The following is a 24,167-nucleotide window of genomic DNA, read 5'->3' on the forward strand; positions in this document are numbered from 1 at the left end:
CCTCTACAGCACAGGTCAAAGATATCGCGATGGACACCCACGCCCGCATCCAGAAACTCTTCCGGGACAGCATCGAAACCAAGCGTCAGGCCATGGAAGTCCTGATTCCGCATATCGATCTGGCCAGCCAGGTCATGGTTGCGGCCCTGCTCAACGAAGGCAAGATTCTCACCTGTGGCAACGGCGGTTCCGCCGGCGATGCCCAGCACTTCTCCTCGGAACTGCTGAATCGCTTCGAGCGCGAGCGTCCCAGCCTGCCGGCCCTGGCCCTGACCACCGACACCTCGACGCTGACCTCCATCGCCAACGACTACAGCTACAACGAGGTGTTCTCCAAGCAGATCCGGGCCCTGGGTCAGCCGGGCGACATCCTCCTGGCCATCTCCACCAGCGGCAACTCGGCCAACGTGATCCAGGCGATCCAGGCCGCCCACGACCGCGAGATGACCGTGGTCGCCCTCACCGGCCGCGACGGCGGTGGCATGGCCTCCCTGCTGCTGCCCGAAGACGTCGAGATCCGCGTGCCGGCCAAGGTCACCGCCCGCATCCAGGAAGTGCACCTGCTGGTGATCCACTGCCTGTGCGACCAGATCGATCAGCAACTGTTTGGAAGCGAAGAATGAAGAAGGCTCCTCTGCTCGCCATCCTGGCGCTGTCCTTTGCGGTCGCCGGCTGCAGCAACGTGGTCACCGCCAGCCGCGACAAGCCCATCGACGACAACCGCGGTACCCGTACCCTGGGCAGCACCGTGGACGATGCCCTGATCGAGACCAAGGCGTCGGTCAACATCTCCAAGGCCAATGCCGATCTCGCCAGCTCGCACATCGTGGTGGTGAGCTACAACGGCGTGGTGCTGATCGCTGGCCAGACGCCGCGGGCCGATCTCAAGGCGCAGGCCGAACAGGCCGTGCGCAGCGTGCAGCGGGTCAAGACCGTGCACAACGAATTGCAGGTGACCGGCAACTCCTCGCTGCTGGCGCGCAGCAACGATTCCTGGCTGACCACCCGCATCAAGACCCAGATGTTCGCCGACGAGGACATCCCCGGTTCGCGCATCAAGGTGGTCACCGAAAACGGCATCGTCTACCTCCTGGGCCTGGTGACCCAGCAGGAAGCCGCCCACGCCGTGCAGCTGATCCAGAGCGTCTCGGGCGTGCAGCGCATCGTCAAGCTGTTCGAATACATCAACTGATCGCTATTCGCCGGCCAACAAAAAGCCCCGCCAGTGCGGGGCTTTTTGTTGCTGTGCCAGGTGCCTCAGGCGGCCTGCCACTCGCGCTCGGCTTCGTCACGGGTCTTGACCAGGCGCACCTGGCTGCCTTCCACGGACTGGACCCAGCTCAGCGGGATGTAGTGGTGCTTGCCCTGGGCGTCCTGGTCGCGCTTGGTCAGCTTGATGCGATCGGCGCCTTCCATATGGTCGACGGTGCCTACGTGCTGGCCGTCCGAACCGACGACTTCCGCATGCTCTTTGATCTGGGTTGCATCTACCATGGTCGTTCTCCGGCAGGTTAAGAAAAAGGAGGCGCCTCTCTGAGTGCCTGCAGGATAGGAGGCGCAAGAAGCCGTCTGGGTTCGGCCTGTGCCGACGAAAGGCCATCATGGCGGTCAAAAACCCACGACCCGTGAAGAGGATCCCTCGATGAGCGATGAGCCAAGCAAGCTGACCCGTTCCAAGGAACGCTGGGCCCAGGAGGGCCGTTTCCTCACCGGCCAGAGTGCCCGTCCGGAAAGCGAGCGGCTGCCGCCCGGCCAGCATCGCGTCAGCAACTGGCCGGTCCTGGATCTGGGGGTGCGGCCGGAGGTCAGCCGGGAGCGCTGGCAACTGGCGGTAACCGGCGCAGTGCGCAGGACGCTGCGCTGGAACTGGGAGACCTTCGCGGCGCGGGCGACCAGCCAGGCCGTCAGCGACATGCACTGCGTCACCACCTGGTCACGCTATGACAATCACTGGATCGGCCTGCCGGTAAGCGAATTGCTCGACGAGGTGCAGCCGCAGGACGAGGCGACCCATGTGCTCCTGCACAGCTACGACGGCTACATCACCAACCTGCCGCTGGCGGATTTCGCCGCACCCGGTGCCATGCTGGTCCACAGCTGGGAGGGCCAGCCGCTGACCGCCGAGCACGGCGGGCCAGTGCGGGCAATGATCCCGCACCTCTATCTGTGGAAGAGCGCCAAATGGCTCAGGCGCATCGACTTCCGGGTCGGCGACACGCCGGGCTTCTGGGAGATGCGCGGCTATCACGACCGCGGCGACCCCTGGCAGGAACAGCGCTACGCCGACGACGCCTGAGGGCGTCTCAGCGCGCCGCCGGAGCCAGCTGCAGCTCCACCGGATCGCCGGGGTTGAGGCTGCGGATACGGAATTCGTCGCGCGAGAGGCTGAGGATTTCCGTGGGATAGGTGATGCCTTCCTCGATCAGGTTCAGACCCTTCTCGGTGCGCGTCCAGCGGCCCAGGGAGGGCTGGCTGCTCGGCGAGGCCATCACCAGGGTGCCATCGCTGAGAAAGACGTAGAGCATTCCCGGCTCGATGCTGTTGCTGGTCTTGATCTGCCAGACCTTGTTGACGAAGCCTTCCTGGGCACTGCCCTGCTTGTCGCCACCGCCCTGACCGTAGCCGATCAACCCGGCCACGACACAGAGCGCACCTATCACCAGCACCACTACGCGCCAGTAACGACGCGCCTTGTCTTGCAAACTCATGTCACTCCTTGGGTGTTCTTGAGGCTGGCCAGGTAGGTGCCCAGCGGGGGGCGCTCCTGGAAATAGCCATGCAGTCCGGCAAAGATGGAATCGGCCAGCTGCTTCTGGTGGCGACTGTCGAGCAGGCGTCGGCAATCGCGATCATTGGAAATGAAGCCCGTCTCGACCAGGATCGAGGGGATGTCGGGCGATTTGAGCACAGCGAAGCCTGCCTGCTCCACTCGTTTCTGGTGCAGGTTGGTGATGCTCGACAATTGCCCCAGCACCTTGTGGCCCAGGTCCAGGCTCGACGAGATGGTGGCGTTCATCGACATGTCCAGCAGCACGCCGGCGAGCATGGGGTCGCGGCCCTTGAGAATCTCGTTGGCGCCGATCAGGTCGACGTTGTTCTCGCTGTCGGCCAGGAAGCGCGCCGTGGTGGAGGTCGCGCCCCGCTCCGACAGGGCATAGACCGAGGCACCGTAGGCGGTGCGGCGTGGCGCGGCATCGGCATGCACCGAGACGAACATGTCGGCGTTGTAGCTGCGGGCAACCTCGACGCGTTTGCGCAGCGGCACGAAGAAGTCGTCGTTGCGCACCAGCTTGGCCTTGAAGCCCTTCTGCAGATTGATCCGCCGCGCCAGATTCTGCGCCACGATCAGGGCGATGTCCTTTTCCCGATCACCGCGCGCGCTCAGCGCTCCCGGGTCCTTGCCGCCGTGACCGGCATCGACCACCACCATGATGTCGCGACCCGTGGCCAGGCCCTTGCCGCGCTTGACCTCCAGCGGCGGCTCGGCGTCGACCGGCTTGCGCGCAGCCACCGCCGGCGCCCCGGCCCGCTTGAGATCCAGCACCAGGCGATTGGCCGCGCCTTCGCCCGGACCGAGGATGAAGCTCTCCACCTCCACCGGATGGGCCAGCTCCAGCACCACCCGGGTGTCCTGGGCGCCATAGTGGGCGCTGCGCACGGCGCGCACCGGCGACCCCTGCAGGGCGAGATGATTGAGTACCGCCGGCGCCTGGGTATCGGCGAGATCGAGAATGATGCGGTCCGGCGCGACCAGGGTGAAGGTCTTGTAGCGGACCGGCCCGGTGAGATCGAACACCAGGCGGAGCTTGTCGGCATCCTGCCAGGCCCGGGCACCCTTGAGTTGCTGCCGGGCGGCGAACGCCGGCAACCCGACGGGCAAGGTCATGCCAGCCAGGATCAGATTGAGCAGACGACGGCGATTCATGAGGTCCTCGCGAGAAACGAGAAACGGCTGGGAAGTTACAACATAACGCTAAAGATCGCCTGCCGCCTGGACCCTGTCAACTGCCGTTCGGACAAAATAATCCTTAAAAAACGGGGGCATAGCGTTCGTTTGCAGAATCAGCTTTAGATACAGTCACTTGCCGTCGCCAGTGGGTGATCCGTCAAAGCGGCAAACGGCGAGAAGTGCGACGGAGAGCGAATTTATCGGCGCCGCCATCGTCGAAGTGTCAGGCACTTCCGCCTTTGAAGGGATCACACCATGAACAAGAAGATTGCAGTCGCGACCGCCCTGCTGGCTGGCACCGTGCTGGCGGGCTGCGCCTCGGTAAAGAACACCGCCGACTACACCGTGGGCCGCGTCGAATTTCGCGAGCAACCCCTGGTGAAGCAGGTGGACAAGGGCATGAGCAAGGCTGACGTGCTGCGCATCGGCGGTACTCCGTCGAGCACCTATACCCGCAAGTTCCGTCCCGGCACCTGCAACAACTATGTGCTCAACAAGGACGGCAAGGAGCAGGTCTATTCGATCGGCTTCGACAGCATGAACCGCGTCGACAGCAAGGACTTCGAAACCTGCGAAAGCGCCGACCGCGCCTGAGCCGGGCACTGACCGGCCAGCCAGGCCGGGTGTCCTGAAGGACGCTGGCGGCGTCTGATGGACAGGATAGGCGAGCGGCAGCACCATGGGCCCTCGCCATCCCCGACCGCTGCGCCAACCTCCTGCACTGTGGATCGACGCAGGCGCGGCCAGCGCCGCCAGGCTCTACCCATCGTTCCAAGGAATTCAGGCATGTCCAGACGTCACCTCATACTCACAGCTGCGGTGCTTTCCCTGACTGGCTGCGGTGGCTATGACTACAGTTGCGATGCGGCCAAGACCGCCGAGCTGGTCCGTCAGCAATACGCCCAGACCATCAACGAGATCTATGCGGACGACATCGCCGCCGGCCAGCCCGCGCTGGAAGCCGGCCAGGTCTCGCTGGTCGACATCAAGACCCAGGAAGAACCCTCGGACAGTGGCGAAGCGGGCTTCTATACCTGCAACGCGACCGTCGAGGCCACCTGGCCCAAGGCTGCCCTCGAACGCCTGGCGCCGGCCGCCGCGCAGCTGGCCAGTGTCGGCGCCATCCTCGAGAACGGCCACCTGCGCCATGCGCTGAGCTACGAATCCTCGCTGGAAGGCAGCGACAAGCAGCGCGTCGACATCACCCTGCCCGAAGCCGTGGACCTGAGTCTCAAGACCCTGGCCGGCCAGGAGCCCATGGACGAATACCTGGAAGATGCCCCCGACGGCGAACAGGAAGCGCCCTAGGCCTTGCCTGAAGAGTGCCTGCGCTCGGTCATGCGGCGTTAAAAATCCGTTCGGAATGCTCATTTACCATTTGTAAATTCCGCTTCCTCACAGATTTTTGCCTTGCCTGACCTTCGCTCGGCGACTTTCAGTCAAGTCCTACCCCTTAGGCGCCGGCCTGCTGTGCAGTGCTGGCGCCCGGGTGTATGATCCGGATTCCCCTCCGCCAGCATCCTCCGGCGGGTTCGTGAGCCCTGGCACCCCTTGTGGAGATCCCGCATGGCGTGACCGCCCTCCGGCCCGGCAACCGTCACTCCGCGTTTGCACCGTGCCTCGTCTGCGCTCACGATGACCAGAACCGTGATCTAGAAAGCCGCCTCGGAGAGACGCTTCATGCCTGACTATCGCTCGAAAACCTCCACCCAGGGCCGCAACATGGCTGGCGCCCGGGCGCTCTGGCGCGCCACCGGGATGAAGGACGAAGACTTCAAGAAGCCCATCATCGCCATCGCCAACTCCTTTACCCAGTTCGTGCCGGGCCACGTCCACCTCAAGGACCTCGGCCAGCTGGTCGCCCGGGAGATCGAGAAGGCCGGCGGCGTGGCCAAGGAATTCAACACCATCGCCGTGGACGACGGCATCGCCATGGGCCACGACGGCATGCTCTATTCGCTGCCCAGTCGCGAGATCATCGCCGACGCCGTGGAATACATGGTCAATGCCCACTGCGCCGATGCCCTGGTGTGCATCTCCAACTGCGACAAGATCACCCCCGGCATGCTCATGGCCGCCCTGCGCCTGAACATCCCGGTGGTCTTCGTTTCCGGCGGCCCCATGGAAGCCGGCAAGACCAAGCTGGCCAGCCACGGCCTGGACCTGGTGGACGCCATGGTCATCGCCGCCGACAGTTCGGCCAGCGACGAGAAGGTCGCCGAATACGAACGCAGCGCCTGCCCCACCTGCGGCAGCTGCTCGGGCATGTTCACCGCCAACTCCATGAACTGCCTGGTCGAGGCCCTCGGCCTGGCCCTGCCCGGCAACGGCTCGACGCTGGCCACCCACGCCGACCGCAAGGAGCTGTTCCTGCAGGCCGGCCGCACCATCGTCGAGCTGTGCCGCCGCTACTACCAGGAAAACGACGAGTCGGCGCTGCCGCGCAACATCGCCTCCTATGCGGCCTTCGAGAACGCCATGACCCTGGACATCGCCATGGGCGGCTCGACCAACACCATCCTGCACCTGCTGGCCGCCGCCCAGGAAGCCGAGGTGGACTTCGATCTGCGCAACATCGATGCCCTGTCGCGCAAGGTGCCGCAGCTGTGCAAGGTGGCGCCGAACATCCAGAAGTACCACATGGAAGACGTGCACCGCGCCGGGGGCATCTTCAGCATCCTGGGGGAACTGGCCCGGGGCGGTCTGCTGCATACCGACCTGCCCACCGTGCACAGCCGGACCCTGGGCGAAGCCATCGAGCACTGGGACATCACCCTGACCCAGGACGAGGCGGTGAAGACCTTCTTCCGCGCCGGTCCGGCCGGCATCCCGACCCAGGAAGCCTTCAGCCAGGCGACCCGCTATGACAGCCTGGACGCCGACCGCGCCGAGGGCTGCATCCGCTCGGTCGCCCATGCCTATTCCCAGGAAGGCGGCCTGGCCGTGCTCTACGGCAACATCGCCCTGGACGGCTGCGTGGTGAAGACCGCCGGCGTGGATGAATCCATCCATGTGTTCGAAGGCAATGCCAAGGTGTTCGAGAGCCAGGACGCCGCCGTGCGCGGCATTCTCGCCGACGAGGTCAAGGCCGGCGACATCGTCATCATCCGCTACGAAGGGCCCAAGGGCGGCCCGGGCATGCAGGAGATGCTCTACCCCACCAGCTACCTGAAGTCCAAGGGCCTGGGCAAGCAGTGCGCCCTGCTCACCGACGGCCGCTTCTCCGGCGGCACCTCGGGCCTGTCGATCGGCCATGCCTCGCCGGAAGCGGCAGCGGGCGGCGCCATCGGCCTGGTGCGCGACGGCGACAAGGTGCTCATCGACATTCCCCAGCGCAGCATCAACCTGCTGGTGAGCGACGAAGAGCTGTCCCATCGCCGCATCGAGCAGGACAAGCTGGGCTGGAAGCCGGCACAACCCCGTGCCCGCCGCGTGACCACCGCACTCAAGGCCTATGCCCTGCTGGCCACCAGTGCCGACAAGGGCGGCGTGCGCGACAAGGCCCTGCTGGGCTGATTCGCGACCTCCGGGCGACGGCATCCGTCGTCGCCCGGAGGCTGCGCTCCACCTTTCCCCCTGCTTCTTCCGCTCTATTCCGCCCTTCCGCCTTTCTCCGCTCCCCTCCGCTTCGGCTGACCCGGCTTCACCTCGAGTGCGCCACCGGTGACCCCCATTCCAGACGGGTTCTACAGTTGCTTGGCTTGCTATTTTTGTAGAAGCACAGCTTGTGATTCAGCTCACACATCGCTGTAATCGAGCCGCTAGGCCGTTGAGTGATCAAAGGCTACCCTCCGTCTGCCGCTGAATTGATTCAGCGATAAGTTTGTAGTCAGGTTGGGTTCCAATGGTCACACCTATGTTGATCTTCCGCTGGAGCACGGCGGGTCAGGTGTAGGCCAGGCACTGAGTTACACAACAACAATAAACAGGGAACATAAATGAATAAGAAAAAGGCTATGCCCTTGGCCAGGGTTTCGGTCGCGTCCTTGATGAGCACTCTTCTGCTGATTCCTGCGGCTAACGCCCTGGAAACCACCGGTTACTTCCGTACCGGTCTCGGTGATTCCTCCGGTTCCGACTCCATGCGCTGTTTCAAGCTGCAGGGTGCGCAGTCCAAGTACCGTCTGGGCAACGAGTGCGAGCAGTACGGTGAACTGGCGCTGAAGCAGAACGTCTTCAATCTCGACGACGGCTCGGCAATCGGCGTCTATGGCATGGGCAGCTTCTTCAACAGGTACGATCGCACCCCGACCTTCAATGGCGACAACGGCGAGATCCGCGCGGTCCAGGCCTACGCCTACTGGAACAACATCGCCGCGCTGAACGGCGGCAACCTCTGGGCCGGTCGCCGTTACTACAAGCGTAACGACATCCACATCTCCGACTTTTTCTACTGGAACCAGAGCGCCACCGGCGGTGGTATCGAGGACGTCAACATCGGCGGTCTCAAGTACAGCCTGGCCTTCTCGCGCAAGGACAACCAGAATCAGAAGGACTTCCAGAACCGCATCGACTTCAACGTCGCGGGCTTCAACACCAACCCCAATGGCTCGCTGGAGATCGGCGTCAGCTATCTGGACAAGCCCAGCAACCAGCCCAACGCCAACAGTGGCTTCGCGGTGACGTTGCAGCACAAGCAGGCCAACTTCATGGGCTGGGGTGGCGTGAACACCTTTGCCGTGCAGCGCGGCCAGGGTCCGGGCACCGCCCTGGGCAGCACCGGCGATCCCACCCTGAGCAGCGCCGACGTCTCCTATCGCGTCGTCGACTACTTCGATTGGCAGATCAGCCGTTACTGGGGTGGTCAGATCGCCGCGGTGTACCAGAAGGACGAGCGCCCTAATGGCAACGACCTACGCTGGACCTCGCTGGGCGGCCGTCTGGTCTACGGCATCACCGACCAGTTCAAGTTCTCCACCGAGCTGGGTCATGATCAGGTGCAGGCCCCGGGTGGTACCCGCAAGCTGACCAAGCTGACCCTGGCACCCACCTGGTCGCCCAAGGGTCCGGAATTCAAGTCGCGCCCCGAATTCCGCCTGTTTTACACCTATGCCGCCTGGAACCGGGCAGCCCAGCAGGCAGCCGATGAATTCGACGCCGGCTCCGCGCTGTCGAGCACCGGTACCTTCGGCAACGATCTGCACGGCTCCAACGTCGGCTTCCAGATCGAGCAGTGGTGGTAACAGCTCCACCGCGACCGGCGTCATGCCGGTCGCCTTCCCGTCTCTGAACCCGAGCGCACAACAATGAAAAGAACCGTCTCCCTCGCGTCCTTCGCCGGTTGCCTGTTGGCCGCCGCCCTGGCCAGTGGCACCGCCCAGGCAGCCCCTGTCTCCGCCTGCCTCATCACCAAGACCGATACCAATCCCTTCTTCGTGAAGATGAAGGAAGGTGCCACCGCCAAGGCCAAGGAGCTGGGGGTGACGCTCAAGGCCTACGCCGGCAAGATCGACGGCGACAGCGAAAGCCAGGTGGCCGCCATCGAGACCTGCATCGCCGATGGCGCCAAGGGCATCCTCATCACCGCCTCCGACACGAAGGGCATCGTGCCCAATCTGCAGAAGGCCCGCGAAGCCGGCCTGCTGGTGATCGCCCTGGATACTCCGCTGGATCCGGTGAGCGCCGCCGACATGACCTTCGCCACCGACAACCTGCTGGCCGGCAAGCTGATCGGCCAATGGGCGCGGGAAACCCTGGGCGACAAGGCCAAGGATGCGCGGGTGGCCTTTCTCGACCTGAACGCCTCGCAGCCGTCGGTGGACGTCCTGCGCGACCAGGGCTTCATGCTCGGCTTCGGCATCGACCCCAAGGATCAGAGCCGCATCGGCGACGAGACCGATCCGCGCATCGTCGGCCACGACGTGACCAACGGCAACGAAGAAGGCGGCCGCGCCGCGATGGAGAATCTGCTGCAGAAGGATCCGACCATCAACGTGGTGCACACCATCAATGAGCCGGCCGCCGCCGGCGCCTACGAGGCGCTCAAGGCCGTGGGTCGCGAGAAGGACGTGCTGATCGTGTCCATCGACGGCGGTTGCCCGGGCGTGCACAACGTCGCCGACGGCGTCATCGGCGCCACCTCCCAGCAGTACCCGCTGCAGATGGCGGCCCTGGGCATCGAGGCGATCAAGACCTTTGCCGACACCGGCAAGAAGCCGACCCCGACCGAGGGCAAGAGCTTCGTCGACACCGGCGTGAAGCTGGTGACGGACAAGCCGGTCCCCGGCATCCAGTCCATCGACAGCAAGACCGCCCTGCAGAAATGCTGGGGCTGATGGCCCCTCGTCTACGCTAGAGGAGACCGATCGCCCCGCCTGAGCCCTCCGGGTCCGGGTGCGGGCGATCGACTCTCGGCCGCTTTCCCGCTTTCAGGAGATTGCCATGAGCGATCCGACCTCACCCTCTCCGTCCGGCCAGCCCTTCGAACAGGTGCTCAAGCACAGCGCCACGGAGGTCGCCTCCTTCGCCCGTGACGAGCGCAGCCCGCTGGTCAAATTCCGTCACTTCCTGCATTCACGCCCCTCGGCGGTCTCGCTGCTGGTGCTGCTGCTGTCGCTGGGCATCTTTGGCGCCCTCCTGGGCGGCAAGTTCTTTTCCGCCTTCGCCCTCACCCTGATCCTGCAGCAGGTCGCCATCACCGGCATCGTCGGCGCGGCCCAGACCCTGGTGGTGGTCACCGCCGGCATCGATCTCTCGGTGGGCGCCATCATGGTGCTGTCCTCGGTGGTCATGGGCCAGTTCACCTTCCGCTACGGCCTGCCGGTGGAGCTGTCGATCCTCTGCGGCCTGGCGGTGGGCACCCTGTGCGGCATGGCCAACGGCTGGCTGATCGCCCGCATCAAGCTGCCACCCTTCATCGTCACCCTGGGCATGTGGCAGATCGTGCTGGCGGCCAACTTCCTCTATTCGCGCAACGAGACCATCCGCGCCCAGGAAATCGGCGCGACCGCGCCGCTGCTGCAGGTGTTCGGCGACAACTTCCGCCTGGGCGGCGCAGTCTTCACCTATGGCGTGATCGCCCTGGTGGTGCTGGTCGCCCTGCTCTGGTACGTGCTCAACCACACCGCCTGGGGGCGCCACCTCTATGCGGTGGGCGACGATCCCGAGGCCGCGGCGCTGGCCGGGGTCAACGTCCGGCGCATGCTGATCACCGTGTACGGGCTGTCCGGCCTCATCTGCGCCTTCGCCGGCTGGGTGCTGATCGGCCGCATCGGCTCGGTCTCGCCCACCGCCGGGCAGTTCGCCAACATCGAGTCCATCACCGCCGTGGTGATCGGTGGCATCTCGCTGTTCGGCGGCCGCGGCTCCATCCTCGGCATGCTGTTCGGCGCCCTGATCGTTGGCGTCTTCGCCCTCGGCCTGCGGCTGCTGGGCACCGACGTGCAGTGGACCTATCTGCTGATCGGCACGCTCATCATCGCGGCCGTGGCTATCGACCAATGGATCAGAAAGGCGGCCAGCTGATGACTACCGAACCCCTGCTCATGGCCCGTGGCCTGGTGAAGCGCTATGGCCGCGTCACCGCACTCGACCACGCCGACTTCGACCTGCTGCCCGGCGAGATCCTCGCCGTGATCGGCGACAACGGCGCCGGCAAGTCCTCGCTGATCAAGGCCATCTCCGGCGCCCTGCGGCCCGATGAAGGCGAGATCCGCTTCGAAGGCCAGCCGGTGCAGTTCGCCTCGCCCATCGCGGCGCGGCGGGCCGGCATCGAGACGGTCTACCAGAACCTGGCGCTGTCGCCGGCGCTGTCCATCGCCGACAACCTCTTCCTGGGTCGCGAATTGCGCAAGCCGGGGCTGCTGGGCACCCTCTGCCGCACCCTGGACCGCAAGGAAATGGAGCGCATCGCCCGGGAAAAGCTTTCCGAACTGGGGTTGATGACCATCCAGAACATCAACCAGGCGGTGGAGACCCTGTCGGGTGGTCAGCGCCAGGGCGTAGCCGTGGCGCGGGCGGCGGCCTTCGGTTCCAAGGTGATCATCCTCGACGAACCCACGGCGGCGCTGGGGGTGAAGGAATCGCGCAAGGTGCTGGAGCTGATCCTCGATGTGCGTGCCCGCGGCATCGCCATCGTGCTGATCTCCCACAACATGCCCCATGTGTTCGAGATCGCCGATCGCATCCACATCCATCGCCTGGGTCGCCGCCTGACGGTGATCGATCCGCGCCAGCACTCCATGGCCGACGCCGTGGCATTGATGACCGGCGCCCAGACGGTCGCCGCCTAGGCGTAGACCAGGCCCCGGGTCTCCCCGGCCACGGCCGACAGGGAGACCCAGGCCGACCCGATCTCCGCTGTTCCGGCCCACCCAGGAAAAACCTGACTGGCCGCTCAAGTTATCTCCGGCAGGCACCGATAAAGTCGGACAATTAATTATCGGAGCCACCCCGCCGTGCCTGCCCTGTCGTTGAAACAGAAACTCTCGCTGTCTGCCACCGCGGCCGTATTGGTCGTGGGGGTCGGTCTCACCGCCATCAACTTCTTCAATACCCGTACGGCGCTGGAAGCCTCCACGGTCGAGCAGCTGAAGACCGTCAGCTTCGTCTTCAACGGCGGGGTTCGCCAGTGGCTGGACGGCAAGGCCGCGGCGCTGGGCGCCCTGGCCGCCGACACCCAGGACGCCCAGCTTCCGGCCAGTCTCAATCAGGTCAAGAACTCCGGCGCCTTCGACAACGTCTTCTATGCCCGCGGCGATGGCAGCCAGGTCAATGCCAATGGCGTCCAGTTGCCGCCGGACAACAACGATCCGCGCAGGTGGCTGTGGTACCAGCAGGCGCAGCAGAATCCCGGCAAGGTGTTCTTTTCCATTCCCACCGTGGCGGCAGCGACCAAGCAGAACGTGCTGTCGCTGGGCTGGGCATTGCAGTCGGCGGGCAAGACCACGGCGATCCTCGGCGCGGACGTCAGCATCGGCGACATCCTCGACCAGCTCAAGCGTGTGCAACTGCCGGGCGCCGGCAGTGCCGTGCTGGTCAACGGCCAGAACATCGTCCTGGGCCACGAAGACGCCGCCCTGCTGGCCAAGCCGATCACCGAACTCTTTCCCCAGCTCGACGCGGACACCCTCCAGCGCCTGGCCCAGGCGCCCGGCGAGCGCTATGTGGAAACCGCGGCTGGCCAGCGGCTCTATGCCGCGCCCATGAATCACCATGGCGAAACCCTGGTGATGATCGTCGACAGCGGCGTGCTCATGGCGCCGCTGCAGCGCCAGCTGTGGATCAGCCTCGCCATCCTGGCCGTGGTGCTGGGTGGCTCGCTGCTGCTGATCAACTTGCTGTGCAGCTATCTGCTCCGGCCGCTGGGCGTGGTCTCGACCGGGCTGCAGGTGATCGCCGATGGCCAGGGCGATCTGACCCGCCGCATCGCCGTGCAGAGCACCGATGAGGTCGGCGGGTTGGCCGGCCATTTCAACCAGTTCGTGGCCAGTCTGCACGGTCTGATCGGCGGCGTGCGCCAGCATGCCCAGAGCGTGGACGCCGAATCGCAGAAGGTGCTGCAGCGCAGCGCCGCGGCCACCCAAGAGCTGGGTCGCCTGCAGCAGGAGATCACCCTGGTGGCCACGGCCGTGACGGAGATGTCTTCCGCCACCCAGGAGATCGCCCGCAATGCCGAGCAGACCGCCGAGGCCATCCGCCAGTCCTCCGACAGCACCGCCCAGGGCCTGACCCTGGTGCAGACCAGCAAGGAATCCATCAACAGCCTGGCGCGGGAAGTGGATGACGCCACCCGGGTGATCGGCGAGCTGGATCACCACTCCCAGGCCATCGCCAAGGTGCTGGACAGCATCCAGAGCATCGCCGAGCAGACCAACCTGCTGGCGCTCAACGCGGCCATCGAGGCGGCTCGCGCCGGCGAGCATGGCCGGGGCTTCGCGGTGGTCGCCGACGAGGTGCGGACGCTGTCCCAACGGACCCAGGCCTCGACCCGGGAGATCAACGAGACCATCGGCACCCTGCAGCAGATGACCCGCCAGGCAGTGCAGCGCATGGACAGCAGCATGGCCATCGCCGAACGCAGCGTCGCCGACGTGGAACGCGCCTCCAGTGCCCTGGAAGAGATCGCCCAGAGTGCCGGCGTCATCTCCGAGATGTCCCTGCAGATCGCCACCGCGGCCGAGGAGCAGACCTCGGTCACCGAGGAGATCACCCGCAACGTCATCACCATCAAGGGCCTCGGCGACACCCTGGCCAGCGGCGCCGAGGATTCGGAGCGCCAGTCGCGCTCGCTGCAGCATTACGCCGCCGACCTCAATCGCGACGTGGCCCGCTTCATCCTCTAAGCCACAAGGCACAGCCGCCGGCCGCCAGGCCGACGGCTGTCTCCCGGTCGAAGACCCTGCGCCCCGGGGCGGGCATCCGGTAAGATCGGCGCTTTTTCCGCGACGACCCCACCCATGTCCCAGCCCTCCCGCTCCGAACTGCTCTATGGTCCCCAGGACCGACCGCGCCCGCTGATCGCTCTGCTGGCCGCCATCCAGCACCTGCTGGCGATCATCGTGCCCATCGTCACCCCCGGTCTGCTGATCTGTCAGGCCCTGGGCGTCTCGCCGCGCGACACCAACCTGATCGTCTCCATGTCGCTGGTGATCTCGGGCATCGCCACCTTCGTCCAGTGTCGTCGCTTCGGGCCCTTCGGCGCCGGGCTGCTGATCGTCCAGGGCACCAGCTTCAACTTCGTCGGCCCGCTGATCGCCGGTGGCGCCCTGATGGTCAAGAACGGCACCCCGGTGGAAGCCGTGATGGCGGCCATCTTCGGCGTGGTCATGGCCGGCTCCTTCGTCGAGATGGGAGTGTCGCGGGTGCTGCCCTTCGTCAAGCGCCTCATCACCCCGCTGGTGACTGGCATCGTGGTGCTGATGATCGGCCTGACGCTGATCAAGGTCGGTCTGATCAGCATGGGCGGCGGCTTCGCGGCCCTGGGCAACGGCACCTTTGCCAATGGCGAGAACCTGCTGCTGTCGGGCACCGTACTGGCCACCATCGTGGTGCTCAATCGCATTCCGCTGCGCGCCCTGCGCAGCAGCGCCATCGTCGTCGCCCTGCTGCTGGGCTATGCCCTGGCGGCCTGGCTCGGCCGGTTGAACTTCACCGGCATGCACGAGGCTGCCTGGGTGCAGATCCCCCTGCCGCTGCACTTCGGCCTGGGCTTTTCCTGGTCGCTGTTCGTGCCCCTGCTGGTGATCTACCTGGTCACCTCGCTGGAGGCCATCGGCGACATCACCGCCACCAGCAAGGTCTCCCGCGAGCCCGTGGAAGGCCCGCTGTGGATGCAGCGGATCAAGGGCGGGGTGCTGGTCAATGGCGCCAACTCGCTGCTGGCCGGGCTGTTCAACACCTTTCCCAGCTCGGTGTTCGCCCAGAACAACGGGGTGATCCAGCTGACCGGCATCGCCAGTCGCCATGTCGGCCTGTGGATCGCCGCCATCCTGGTCCTGCTGGGGCTGTTCCCGGCGGTGGCCGGGGTGATCCAGGCGGTGCCCGAGCCGGTGCTCGGCGGCGCGGCCATGGTGATGTTCGGCGCGGTCGCCGCCTCCGGGATCAACATCCTCGCCGGCGTCGAACTGGATCGACGCGCGCTGCTGATCATCGCCGTGTCCCTGGCCCTGGGCCTGGGCATCTCCCAGGTGCCGGAATTTCTCGCCCATATGCCGGCCGGCCTGAAGGCGGTGCTGGAATCCGGCGTCGCCACCGGCGGCCTGTGCGCGCTGCTGATGAACTGGTTCCTGCCGGAGACGCCAAAGGCCGCTGGCTAGACCAGGCTTTTTCATCCGCGGGCTGAAGTTCCGCGCCGGGGTGCCGATAAGCCTGGCAAGTCACCTGTGGGCTTGCCGCGGTCGTCGTTTCGAGCGTGGGCGACCCACCCAGCAGAGCGCCCATGATCAGCCCGGATGTTCCTGTCGTTAAGGTCCCGCTGCGCGAATATGCCGTCCTGGCGCGTGCCATGGGCGCCACCGTCTTTGCCCAGAATCTCGAAAAGCAGCCGGGCGAGCTGGTCGGCTGGCGTTTTCCCAAGGGCTGTTTCGTGCAGAAGGCGCATTTCCAGAGCCTGCTGGGCCGCCAGCCGGAGACGCTCTAGGCGCTGCCTTCCAGCGCCGCGAGCAGGCGCTGCGCCGCAACCAGTTCGGTCTCGTTGAAGACGGCGACGCCGGCGCGTTTCAGCGCCGCCGCCGTGACCCCCTCGCCCGCCACCCGGGTGCCGCTGAAGCTGCCATCGTAGTTTTCCAGATTGCCGCAGGAAGGACTGCGCGCCTTGAGCACCGCCAGGCGGATGCCATGCCGCGCGATCAGTTCGAGGGCGGCCTCGGCGCCGGCGACAAAGGCGGCGGTCACGTCCTCGCCGCCCACGGTCACGACCGGCAACCGACCATCCAGCACCGCCCCACCCTGACCACCGGGGATCTCGGCCGGCGGCCGCGGCGTGGACAGGCCCCCGGCCACCTCCGGACAGAGGGACACGATGCGCCCTTCCGACTGCCAGACGCCCAGCAGATCGAAGGGGCCATGGGCGCCACCGTCATAGCGCACCCGATGCCCCAGCAGGCAGCGACTCACCAGTATCTTTTCCATACGCCCTCCGCGTCCGCCGCCAGTCTACGCCCTGGGCTTTGTCTGAAAAGTGCCTGCGCTCGGCCATGCTGCGTTAAAAATCCGCTGGATCGCCAGCCCGGCCGGAATGCTCATTTACCACTCGTAGACTCGAGCGCGAGTCCGATCCGCTTCCTCACGGATTTTTGCCTTGCCTAGCCTTCGCTCGGCGACTTTTCAGACAAGCCCTAGCCCTGCAGTGGATTCTCGCCACGGCGACGGAACCAGCCGGTCAGTGACAGCCGCTCGCGGGTGGCCGGCAGCACCTCGTGGGGCAACTGGCCGGACAGGAAGCACACCAGGCTGCCGCCCAGGGGCAGGACATCCTGGTGGCGCTGTTCGTCCAGATAGAGCCGCAGCTCGCCGCCCTGCTCCGGCAACCAGGCGTCGTTGAGATAGAGCACCAGGGAAACCATGCGCCGGTCGTCGTCGCGGAAGCGATCCAGGTGGCGGGCATAGAAGGCCCCCGGCGGATAGAGGGCGAAGTGGCTCTCGTAGTCTTCCAGCCCCAGGAACAGGGTGCGGTTGAAGGCCTCGCGCAGGGTGTCCATGAGCTGCAGGTAGCGCTGCACGCCAGGGTGCTCGTCGTCCGGCTCCAGCCAGGCGATGTGATCGCCGCGGACGCCTTCGCGGATCAGCGGGCTTTCGCCACGGCCGATGCCGGCGCGCTCTAGCTCACCGCGGGCATGGCGCAAGCGGCATTCGGCGGCCAGCTCGGCGGTGAGGTCCAGGGGCAGGAAGATGCTCTGCCGCGACCAGCCGTGCTCGGCGAGATCGTCGACGATACGTTGCAGCAGGGGATGCTCGGGATGCAGAGCCATCGAGAAAACCGTAGCGGACCGGACCAGGCCGGCGGGATGCCGAGTGTAAGAGAAGTCGGCCACGGCTGCGCGCCTGCCTTGACCAGGCGACGAATGCCCGGGATGAGCGCCTCGACAGCCAGCCTGGGGTTGCCGACAATGGCGGACTTTCCGGCTCCGTGCCGCTGCCCGAGGTGTCCATGCGCGTTCTGTTCGCTTCCCTGCTTTTCGCCATCAGCCTGCCCGTCCTGGCCGACGATACGGTCAGCCTCTATCAGGCCGCAGGTTGGCCCGAGCAGCGCGGACACTTCCGCGACGCCCTGCAGGCCGCCCAGCAGCGCTACCAGAACAGCCTGCCGCCAGCGCTCTATCAGAGCCTGGTGGACAACAGCAACAAACGCTACACCGCCGCGGCCATCGACCAGCGCGCCCTGGCGGCGCTGCGCCAGAGCTTGCCGGCCGACGGCCCGGCCCTGCAGTTCTTCCAGTCGCCGGTGGGCCGCAAGGTGGTCGCCGCGGAAATCGCCGCCACCCGCAGCGACCAGCTGGCCAAGAACGCCAATGGCGTGCCGCAGATGCAGGCCAGCGCGGCCCGCCGCGCCCAGGCCAAGCGCCTGGCCACCGCCCTGCCGGTGCGTGAAGCCGGGGCCGAGGTCAGCGTGGCCCTGGCGGGTCTTGCCGCCGACAGCCTGAGTTCGATGCTGCCGGGGCTGATGGGTCAGCAGCAGTCCGGTGGCATGATCGAGCAGCAGCGCCAGAGATTCATCCAGCAGATGAATGCCGGCGACCTGGAAAACACCCTGCTCTATGTCTATCGCACCCTGAACGACAGCGAACTCGGCCAGTTCGCCGACTTCGCCAGTTCGCCCAATGGCAGCGCCTACTACCGCGCCGCCGTGGCGGCCCTGCGCGCCGGCCTGGGCGGCGGCGGTCAGTAATCCGGCTCAGGCGAGACGGTCGTCCAGCCAGCGGAAATAGCGTTGGCGCAGGGCTGCGGTCTCGTTGACCAGATGGTGCCGCGCTTCCGGCAGGCGCAGCACCTCGGGCCGCGCGAACTTGGCCTCCAGCACCCCCAGATTGTGGCGCCAGTCGACGGTGAAATCCTGCTCGCCCTGGATCACCAGCGGGCGGCGGGAACTGGCCGGTGCCCCCTCCAGTTGCGGAATCCAGCGCGCCAGGGCGCCGACCCATTGCGCGGGTAGCTCGCGCGGCTGCAGGCCGTCCTGCTGCAGGAATTCGAGAAAGGCCGGATCTCCGGAATTCACCGAGAAGCGCCGCGGCAGGGCGCGCACGAAAGGCTTCACCAGCCGGTAGGTCCACAGGCCCTGGCGCCAGGCGTGGGGCCTGACCAGGGGCGCCAGCAGGATCGTCTCGCCCAGCTCGGGAGCGGGCTCACCGCGCAGCAGATAGTCCAGCAGGATGGCGCCGCCGGTGCTCTGGCCGAGCAGGTGCCAGGGCCGCGGCAGGTCCAGGCGGCGCGCCTCGGCGATCAGCGCCGCCAGGGCGGTCTGGTATTCGGCGAAGTCGTTGATGCTGGCGCGGGCTCCGCTCGACAGGCCATGCCCGGGCAGGTCGCAGGCCAGCACCGCCAGCTGCCGTGACAGGGCCCAGTCCACCACGTGGCCATAGAGGCCCATGTGGTCGTAGTAGCCATGCAACAGCAGCAGGCTGCCCCGCGGCTCGCGTGGCCACCAGCCCTGCACGGCGAGCTGGTAGCCGCCGGCGGCCAGCGCACCCAAGGCCACGGTCAGCTCCGGCCGCGCGTGGCTGTCCGCCAGGCGGTAATGGGCGCGATAGCCCTGGTGGTCGAGATCCGGCGGCAGGTCGTGGCGCAGGGGCACCAAGGCCTGGCGCAGTCGGTCTAGATCGAAGAGAGGCGTCATGGCTCGGTTCAGCGTGGAGTTGCCGCCATGATCGGCGTCCAGGCGGCCACGGGACAAGGGTCTGCCAGCAGACTTTTCCAATTGTTTCAAAATGCGCAACTCTCCCCTGCGCAAAGGTGTCTGAATATTTCACTGCCTAGGCAGTATTCTGGATACGCTTGATTGCCTGGGCAGATACTGCAATGTCACATTTCGACCGTAGCAACTTTCCGCTGCGCAATTCCGTAGGCCACCTGATCCACCTCGCGAACCAGTACAAGGATCGTGTGCTGGACAGTCACCTCGCGCCCTACGACATCACCGCTGCCCAGTTCAAGGTGCTGTTGCTGCTCGCCCGCGACCAGACCGACACCCCGGCCGAACTCAGTCGCTGCCTGTCCCTCGACAGCGGCGCCATGACCCGCATGCTCGATCGCCTGGAAGCCAAGGGCCTGCTGCGCCGCGTACGCAGCCTCAGCGATCGCCGCCAGGTGCGTCTGGAGCTGACCGACCAGGGTCAGGCCCTGAGCAGTGAACTCATGCAGATCGGCGTGGATGCGCTCAACGACCTGACCCACTGCCTGGATCGCCAGGAACTGGATGACCTCGAACGCCTGCTGCGCCGCCTGCTCAGCCCCTCCGGCCTGCTGCCGGAGTCCTCTGGAGACCTCTGACCCATGACCTTTCGCCTGCCATTGACCGCCCTCTGCGCCGCCCTGCTGCTGGCCGGCTGCGTGTCGTCCGAAGGGCTGCACACCCAGGGGCGCGCCGTGGATCCGGCGACGCTCAAGGGCGAAGCCACCTTTGCCAGCGACCGCCTCTCCCCTGCCCAGTGGCCGAGCGCCGACTGGTGGACCCGGCTGGGCGATCCGCAACTCGACAGCCTGATTCGCGAGGCCCTGCGTGACAGCCCCTCGCTGCAGGAAGCCGATGCGCGCAGTCGCCAGGCCGATGCCGCGGTGCTCGCCGCCGACGCCGATCGCTATCCTCAGATCGACGCCAACGGCGGCGTGACCCGTTCGCGCCTGGCGCGACCGGACGATCCCCTCGGCCAGGGCGACCGCTACAGCACCCTGCGCCAGTTCGATGTGAGCGGCAGCTACAGCTTCGACCTCTGGGGGGGCCAGCGCGCCGCCTGGGAAGCCGCTCTGGGTCGTGCCCGCGCCGGCGAGGTGGATCGCCAGGCCGCACGCCTGACCCTGGCGGCCAACGTCAGCCGCGCCTACAACCAGCTTGGCCTGGCCTATGCCAGCCTGGACGTGGCCCAGCAGGATCTGGAGCGCACCCGCGGCATGCTCGACCTGGCCCAGCGCCGGGTCGACGCCGGCCTCGACAGCGACTACCAGCTGCAGCAGACCCAGAGTCTGGAAGCCAGCTCCGCCTCGGCCCATACCGCCGCCGAGCAGCAGGTGCGCAGCGCCCAGATCCGTCTCGCCGTGCTGCTGGGCAAGGGCCCCGATCGTGGCGCCGAGATCCCGCGGCCCAAGCTGATCGCCCCCGCCGCGGTGAATCTGCCGGCCCAGTTGCCCGCCGAACTGGCTGGGCGCCGTCCGGACCTGATCGCCGCCCGCTGGCGCGTGGAGGCCGCGAGCAAGGACATCACCGCGAGCAAGACCAACTTCTATCCCAACCTCAACCTGACGGTGGCCGCCGGCAGCAAGGCCATCCTTGGCGACGCCCTGTTCGGCGGACCGGCGCGCTTCTTCAACGTCGGTCCGGCGCTGTCACTGCCGATCTTCGACGGCGGTCGCCGCCGCGCCGATCTGGCCAGCCGGGACGCCGACTACGACCTGGCCGTGGCCCAGTACAACCAGACCCTGGTGCAGGCGCTGGGCGACATCGCCGACGCCATCACCCGCCAGCGCTCACTGGACCAGCAGATCGTCGAGCAGCAACGGGCCCGCGACATCGCCAAGAGCTCCTTCGACATCGCCATGCAGCGCTATGGCGCCGGCATCGGCAACTACCTCGACGCTCTGACCGTCGAGCAGCAACTGCTGCAGGCCGAGCGCCAGCTGGCCAGCCTCCGGGCCGATCGCATCGACAGCGGCGTGCTGCTGATGCAGGCCCTGGGTGGCGGCTTCCAACCGTCCAACCTGCCGCCGGCACCCGCCGCCGCGGCCACACACTGATACCGAGAGCCCGACCATGGCCGATTCCGCCGCAACCCCCAACGACAATGCCCAGGAGCAGAAGCCGCAGCGCTCCGGCAAACGCAAACTCTTCCTGCTGCTCCTGCTGCTGGTGGTGATCCTGGCCGGCGTGGGCGTCTACTGCTACCACCTGTTCTATGGCCGCTTCCACGCCAGCACCGATGACGCCTACGTCAACGGCAACCTGGTGCAGATCACGCCCCAGGTCACCGGCACCGTGACCCACATCGCCGTGGACGACGGCGACTTCGTCCGCCAGGGCCAGCCGCTGGTGGAGTTCGATCCCAGCGACACCGCCGTGGCCCAGCAGAGCGCCGAGGCCAACCTGGCCAAGACCGTGCGCCAGGTGCGCGGCCTGTTCAGCAACGTCGACAGCTACAAGGCCCAGGTGGCCGCACGGCGCGTCGAGGTCGAGCGCGCCCGTGCCGACTACGCCCGCCGCCAGCAACTGGCCAAGGGCGGCGCCATCTCCAAGGAAGAACTGGCCCATGCCCGGGACACCCTGGTGGCGGCGCAGAGCTCCCTGACCTCCGCCCAGCAGCAACTGGACACCAACCAGGCGCTGGTGGACGACACCGAGATCGCTTCGCACCCGGACGTGAAGGCCGCTGCCGCCCAGCTGCGCCAGGCTTACCTGAACCACGCCCGCAGCACCCTGGTGGCGCCGGTCAGCGGCTATGTCGCCAAGCGCTCGGTACAGGTCGGCAGCCGCGTGCAGCCCGGCGCGGCGCTGATGGCCGTGGTGCCCCTGGACCAGATCTGGATCGACGCCAACTTCAAGGAAACCCAGCTGGCCGAGATGCGCATCGGCCAACCGGTGGAAATTCATTCCGACCTCTATGGCGACGACGTGCGCTATCGCGGCGTGGTGGAAAGCCTGGGCGTGGGTACCGGCAGCGCCTTCTCGCTGCTGCCGGCGCAGAACGCCACCGGCAACTGGATCAAGATCGTCCAGCGGCTGCCCGTGCGGATCCGCCTGGAAGGCGACAACCTGGACAAGCACCCGCTGCGCATCGGCCTGTCGACGGTGGTCGACGTCGACCTGCACGACCAGGACGGCGCCCGCCTGCCCACCACCACGCCGCAGCAGCCGCGCTACAGCACCGACGTCTACGACCATCAGCTGGCCGAGGCCGATCAGCTGATCCAGCAGATCGTCCACAACAACGGTCCGGCCGCCCGCGCCGCCGGCGTCGCCAAGCGCTGACAGCCAAGGAGGCTCCCTGGCGAGTCTCCCCGTCCACCCTTCTGGTAATCCGTCATGAGCGATAACGCCTTTCGCCCGGCGAGCCTGGTGCTCGCCACGGTGGGCCTGTCCCTGGCCACCTTCATGCAGGTGCTCGACACCACCATCGCCAACGTCGCCCTGACCACCATTTCCGGCAACCTCGGGGTGAGTTCGGAACAGGGCACCTGGGTCATCACCGCCTTTGCCGTGAGCAACGCCATCGCCCTGCCGCTGACCGGCTGGATGGCGCGCCGCTTCGGCGAGGTCAAGCTGTTCATGGCCGCCGTGGTGCTCTTCGTCATCACCTCCTTTCTCTGCGGCATCGCCACCTCCATGCCGGAGCTGGTGATCTTCCGCGCCATGCAGGGCTTCGTCGCCGGACCGCTCTACCCGATGGCCCAGACCCTGCTGCTGGCGATCTTTCCGGCGGCCAAGCGCGGCATGGCCCTGGCGCTATTGGCCATGGTGACGGTGGTGGCGCCCATCATCGGCCCCATCGCCGGCGGCTGGATCACCGACAACTACAGCTGGCCGTGGATCTTCTTCATCAACATCCCCATCGGCATCTTCGCCACCCTGGTGGTCTGGAGCCAGCTGGGCAAGAAGCCGGAAAAGCTGGTGCACCAGCCCATCGACTATGTCGGGCTGATCCTCCTGGTGCTGGGCGTGGGCGTGCTGCAGGTGGTGCTGGACAAGGGCAACGACCTGGACTGGTTCGAATCCAACCTGATCTGCCTGGGCGCCGCCTTTTCCGCCGTGGCCCTGACCGCCCTGGTGATCTGGGAACTGACCGACAAGCACCCCATCGTCAATCTGCGGCTGTTCCGCTATCGCAACTTCAGTTGCGGCACCCTGGCGCTGGTACTGGGCTATTCGGGCTTCTTCGGCATCAACCTGCTACTGCCCCAGTGGCTGCAGACGCAGCTCGGCTACACCCCGGTATGGGCGGGCCTCGCCGCGGCGCCCATCGGCATCCTGCCGGTGATCCTCTCACCGCTGGTGGGCAAGTTCGCGCACAAGACCGATCTGCGGCTGCTGGCCGGCGGCTCCTTCCTGGTGATCGGCGCCTCCTGCTTCATGAGGGCCACCTTCAACAACGAGGTAGATTATCGCCACATCGCCGAGGTGCAGACCTTCATGGGCCTGGGCGTGGCGCTGTTCTTCATGCCCACCACCAGCATCCTACTGTCCAGCCTCAAGCCCTCGGAACTGGCGGACGGCGGCGGTCTGGCGACCTTCCTGCGGGTCCTGGGCGGCAGCTTCGCCTCCTCCCTGACCACCTGGCTGTGGCAGCGGCGCGCCATCCACCACCATGCCCAGCTGACCGAGGACGTGACCCCCTACAGCCCGGCCACCCAGCACTACCTGGACGCCCTCGGCGGACCGTCGCAGCAGGCCTATGCCCAGCTCGACAAGGTGGTGGAAGGCCAGGCGTACATGCTCTCCACGGTGGACTACTTCACCCTGCTCGGCTGGATCTTCATGGGGCTGTTCCTGATCATCTGGCTGGCCAAGCCGCCCTTTGCGGCCAAGCAGGGCGCCGGAGGCGGCGACCACTAGGAACCTGTTCACGATCTGCTGCGCGTC

The 24,167-nt window shown here is 66.4% G+C and carries 24 protein-coding genes and 1 pseudogene; 19 read left to right on the top strand and 6 right to left on the bottom strand.

Annotated features, from left to right (window positions below; all coding sequences use genetic code 11):
- Positions 1-29 precede the first annotated feature (29 nt).
- Positions 30-623, top strand: coding sequence for a phosphoheptose isomerase (locus tag CFE50_RS14005; RefSeq protein WP_007162067.1), 594 nt, complete (start codon positions 30-32; stop codon positions 621-623).
- Positions 620-1,192: a BON domain-containing protein gene (locus CFE50_RS14010; RefSeq protein ID WP_007162068.1), complete on the top strand. Its 573-nt coding sequence runs from the start codon at positions 620-622 to the stop codon at positions 1,190-1,192. Before CFE50_RS14005 ends, CFE50_RS14010 begins: the two co-directional genes overlap by 4 nt.
- Before the next feature lie 65 nt (positions 1,193-1,257).
- Here the strand turns inward: CFE50_RS14010 and CFE50_RS14015 are convergent, their stop codons facing one another.
- Positions 1,258-1,494, bottom strand: a complete 237-nt coding sequence (locus tag CFE50_RS14015; protein ID WP_027600263.1) for a DUF2171 domain-containing protein — start codon at positions 1,492-1,494, stop codon at positions 1,258-1,260.
- A gap of 148 nt (positions 1,495-1,642) precedes the next feature.
- On the opposite strand from CFE50_RS14015, the gene CFE50_RS14020 reads away from it, so the two are divergent.
- Positions 1,643-2,296, top strand: coding sequence for a sulfite oxidase-like oxidoreductase (locus CFE50_RS14020; RefSeq protein ID WP_286734408.1), 654 nt, complete (start codon positions 1,643-1,645; stop codon positions 2,294-2,296).
- A gap of 7 nt (positions 2,297-2,303) precedes the next feature.
- Here the strand turns inward: CFE50_RS14020 and CFE50_RS14025 are convergent, their stop codons facing one another.
- Together CFE50_RS14025 and CFE50_RS14030 are read right to left on the bottom strand one after the other, a co-directional pair.
- Complete coding sequence (locus CFE50_RS14025) at positions 2,304-2,708, bottom strand: hypothetical protein (protein ID WP_007162071.1); 405 nt, start codon at positions 2,706-2,708, stop codon at positions 2,304-2,306.
- A complete protein-coding gene (locus tag CFE50_RS14030; RefSeq protein WP_007162072.1) occupies positions 2,705-3,925 on the bottom strand; it encodes an N-acetylmuramoyl-L-alanine amidase in 1,221 nt (406 codons plus the stop codon). Before CFE50_RS14030 ends, CFE50_RS14025 begins: the two co-directional genes overlap by 4 nt.
- A gap of 279 nt (positions 3,926-4,204) precedes the next feature.
- On the opposite strand from CFE50_RS14030, the gene osmE reads away from it, so the two are divergent.
- The 11 genes and pseudogenes from osmE to CFE50_RS14080 all read left to right on the top strand — a co-directional run bounded on the left by osmE (position 4,205) and on the right by CFE50_RS14080 (position 16,028).
- Positions 4,205-4,543: an osmotically-inducible lipoprotein OsmE gene (osmE, locus tag CFE50_RS14035; protein WP_183632887.1), complete on the top strand. Its 339-nt coding sequence runs from the start codon at positions 4,205-4,207 to the stop codon at positions 4,541-4,543.
- A 192-nt stretch (positions 4,544-4,735) separates the two neighbouring features.
- The gene (locus CFE50_RS14040; RefSeq protein ID WP_132832850.1) at positions 4,736-5,257 is read left to right on the top strand and encodes a hypothetical protein; all 522 of its coding nucleotides are present in this window, start codon (positions 4,736-4,738) and stop codon (positions 5,255-5,257) included.
- A gap of 372 nt (positions 5,258-5,629) precedes the next feature.
- Positions 5,630-7,465, top strand: coding sequence for a dihydroxy-acid dehydratase (gene ilvD, locus CFE50_RS14045; protein WP_144961827.1), 1,836 nt, complete (start codon positions 5,630-5,632; stop codon positions 7,463-7,465).
- Between the two features lie 440 nt (positions 7,466-7,905).
- The gene (locus CFE50_RS14050; RefSeq protein WP_488260104.1) at positions 7,906-9,132 is read left to right on the top strand and encodes a maltoporin; all 1,227 of its coding nucleotides are present in this window, start codon (positions 7,906-7,908) and stop codon (positions 9,130-9,132) included.
- Between the two features lie 63 nt (positions 9,133-9,195).
- Entirely contained in the window at positions 9,196-10,224 is a 1,029-nt protein-coding gene (locus CFE50_RS14055) for a sugar ABC transporter substrate-binding protein (RefSeq protein ID WP_007162077.1), read from the top strand.
- Positions 10,225-10,330: 106 nt separating this feature from the next.
- Positions 10,331-11,413 (top strand): ABC transporter permease, encoded by a 1,083-nt coding sequence (locus CFE50_RS14060; protein ID WP_007162078.1) that lies wholly within the window; start codon positions 10,331-10,333, stop codon positions 11,411-11,413.
- Positions 11,413-12,180 carry an ATP-binding cassette domain-containing protein gene (locus CFE50_RS14065; RefSeq protein ID WP_042137188.1) on the top strand — a complete coding sequence of 256 codons (768 nt, stop codon included), beginning with the start codon at positions 11,413-11,415 and terminating at the stop codon, positions 12,178-12,180. The genes CFE50_RS14060 and CFE50_RS14065 overlap by 1 nt, the downstream gene beginning before the upstream one ends.
- 963 nt (positions 12,181-13,143) lie before the next feature.
- Positions 13,144-13,374: pseudogene (locus CFE50_RS22845) on the top strand (HAMP domain-containing protein); the annotation flags it as partial.
- Positions 13,375-13,518: 144 nt separating this feature from the next.
- A complete protein-coding gene (locus tag CFE50_RS22850) occupies positions 13,519-14,232 on the top strand; it encodes a methyl-accepting chemotaxis protein (protein ID WP_502694703.1) in 714 nt (237 codons plus the stop codon).
- A 114-nt stretch (positions 14,233-14,346) separates the two neighbouring features.
- The gene (locus tag CFE50_RS14075; RefSeq protein ID WP_286734416.1) at positions 14,347-15,705 is read left to right on the top strand and encodes a nucleobase:cation symporter-2 family protein; all 1,359 of its coding nucleotides are present in this window, start codon (positions 14,347-14,349) and stop codon (positions 15,703-15,705) included.
- Between the two features lie 122 nt (positions 15,706-15,827).
- On the top strand, positions 15,828-16,028 hold the full coding sequence (locus CFE50_RS14080) for a hypothetical protein (RefSeq protein ID WP_007162082.1): 201 nt from the start codon (positions 15,828-15,830) through the stop codon (positions 16,026-16,028).
- On the opposite strand, the gene CFE50_RS14085 is transcribed toward CFE50_RS14080, so the two are convergent.
- Both CFE50_RS14085 and CFE50_RS14090 read right to left on the bottom strand, forming a co-directional pair.
- Complete coding sequence (locus tag CFE50_RS14085) at positions 16,025-16,519, bottom strand: 2-thiouracil desulfurase family protein (protein WP_286734421.1); 495 nt, start codon at positions 16,517-16,519, stop codon at positions 16,025-16,027. The genes CFE50_RS14080 and CFE50_RS14085 overlap by 4 nt on opposite strands.
- A 206-nt stretch (positions 16,520-16,725) precedes the next feature.
- Positions 16,726-17,358: a 2OG-Fe(II) oxygenase gene (locus CFE50_RS14090; protein ID WP_007162084.1), complete on the bottom strand. Its 633-nt coding sequence runs from the start codon at positions 17,356-17,358 to the stop codon at positions 16,726-16,728.
- A gap of 179 nt (positions 17,359-17,537) precedes the next feature.
- On the opposite strand from CFE50_RS14090, the gene CFE50_RS14095 reads away from it, so the two are divergent.
- Entirely contained in the window at positions 17,538-18,275 is a 738-nt protein-coding gene (locus tag CFE50_RS14095; protein ID WP_145250131.1) for a DUF2059 domain-containing protein, read from the top strand.
- A gap of 6 nt (positions 18,276-18,281) precedes the next feature.
- Here the strand turns inward: CFE50_RS14095 and bipL are convergent, their stop codons facing one another.
- Complete coding sequence (gene bipL / locus CFE50_RS14100; RefSeq protein ID WP_286734427.1) at positions 18,282-19,220, bottom strand: phospholipase BipL; 939 nt, start codon at positions 19,218-19,220, stop codon at positions 18,282-18,284.
- A 182-nt stretch (positions 19,221-19,402) separates the two neighbouring features.
- Here bipL and CFE50_RS14105 point away from each other — a divergent pair, with 182 nt between their 5' ends.
- From CFE50_RS14105 to CFE50_RS14120, 4 genes are read left to right on the top strand one after another with little or no spacing between them, the layout of a single operon-like run.
- Complete coding sequence (locus CFE50_RS14105; RefSeq protein WP_286734430.1) at positions 19,403-19,873, top strand: MarR family transcriptional regulator; 471 nt, start codon at positions 19,403-19,405, stop codon at positions 19,871-19,873.
- 3 nt (positions 19,874-19,876) lie between these two features.
- Positions 19,877-21,331, top strand: a complete 1,455-nt coding sequence (locus CFE50_RS14110; protein ID WP_286734432.1) for an efflux transporter outer membrane subunit — start codon at positions 19,877-19,879, stop codon at positions 21,329-21,331.
- 16 nt (positions 21,332-21,347) lie between these two features.
- A complete protein-coding gene (locus tag CFE50_RS14115) occupies positions 21,348-22,559 on the top strand; it encodes an HlyD family secretion protein (protein WP_286734433.1) in 1,212 nt (403 codons plus the stop codon).
- A 54-nt stretch (positions 22,560-22,613) separates the two neighbouring features.
- The gene (locus tag CFE50_RS14120) at positions 22,614-24,140 is read left to right on the top strand and encodes a DHA2 family efflux MFS transporter permease subunit (protein WP_286734435.1); all 1,527 of its coding nucleotides are present in this window, start codon (positions 22,614-22,616) and stop codon (positions 24,138-24,140) included.
- Positions 24,141-24,167 lie beyond the last annotated feature (27 nt).

This window comes from Pseudomonas sp. PGPPP4, from assembly GCF_002256045.1.
GTDB lineage: Bacteria > Pseudomonadota > Gammaproteobacteria > Pseudomonadales > Pseudomonadaceae > Chryseomonas > Chryseomonas oryzihabitans.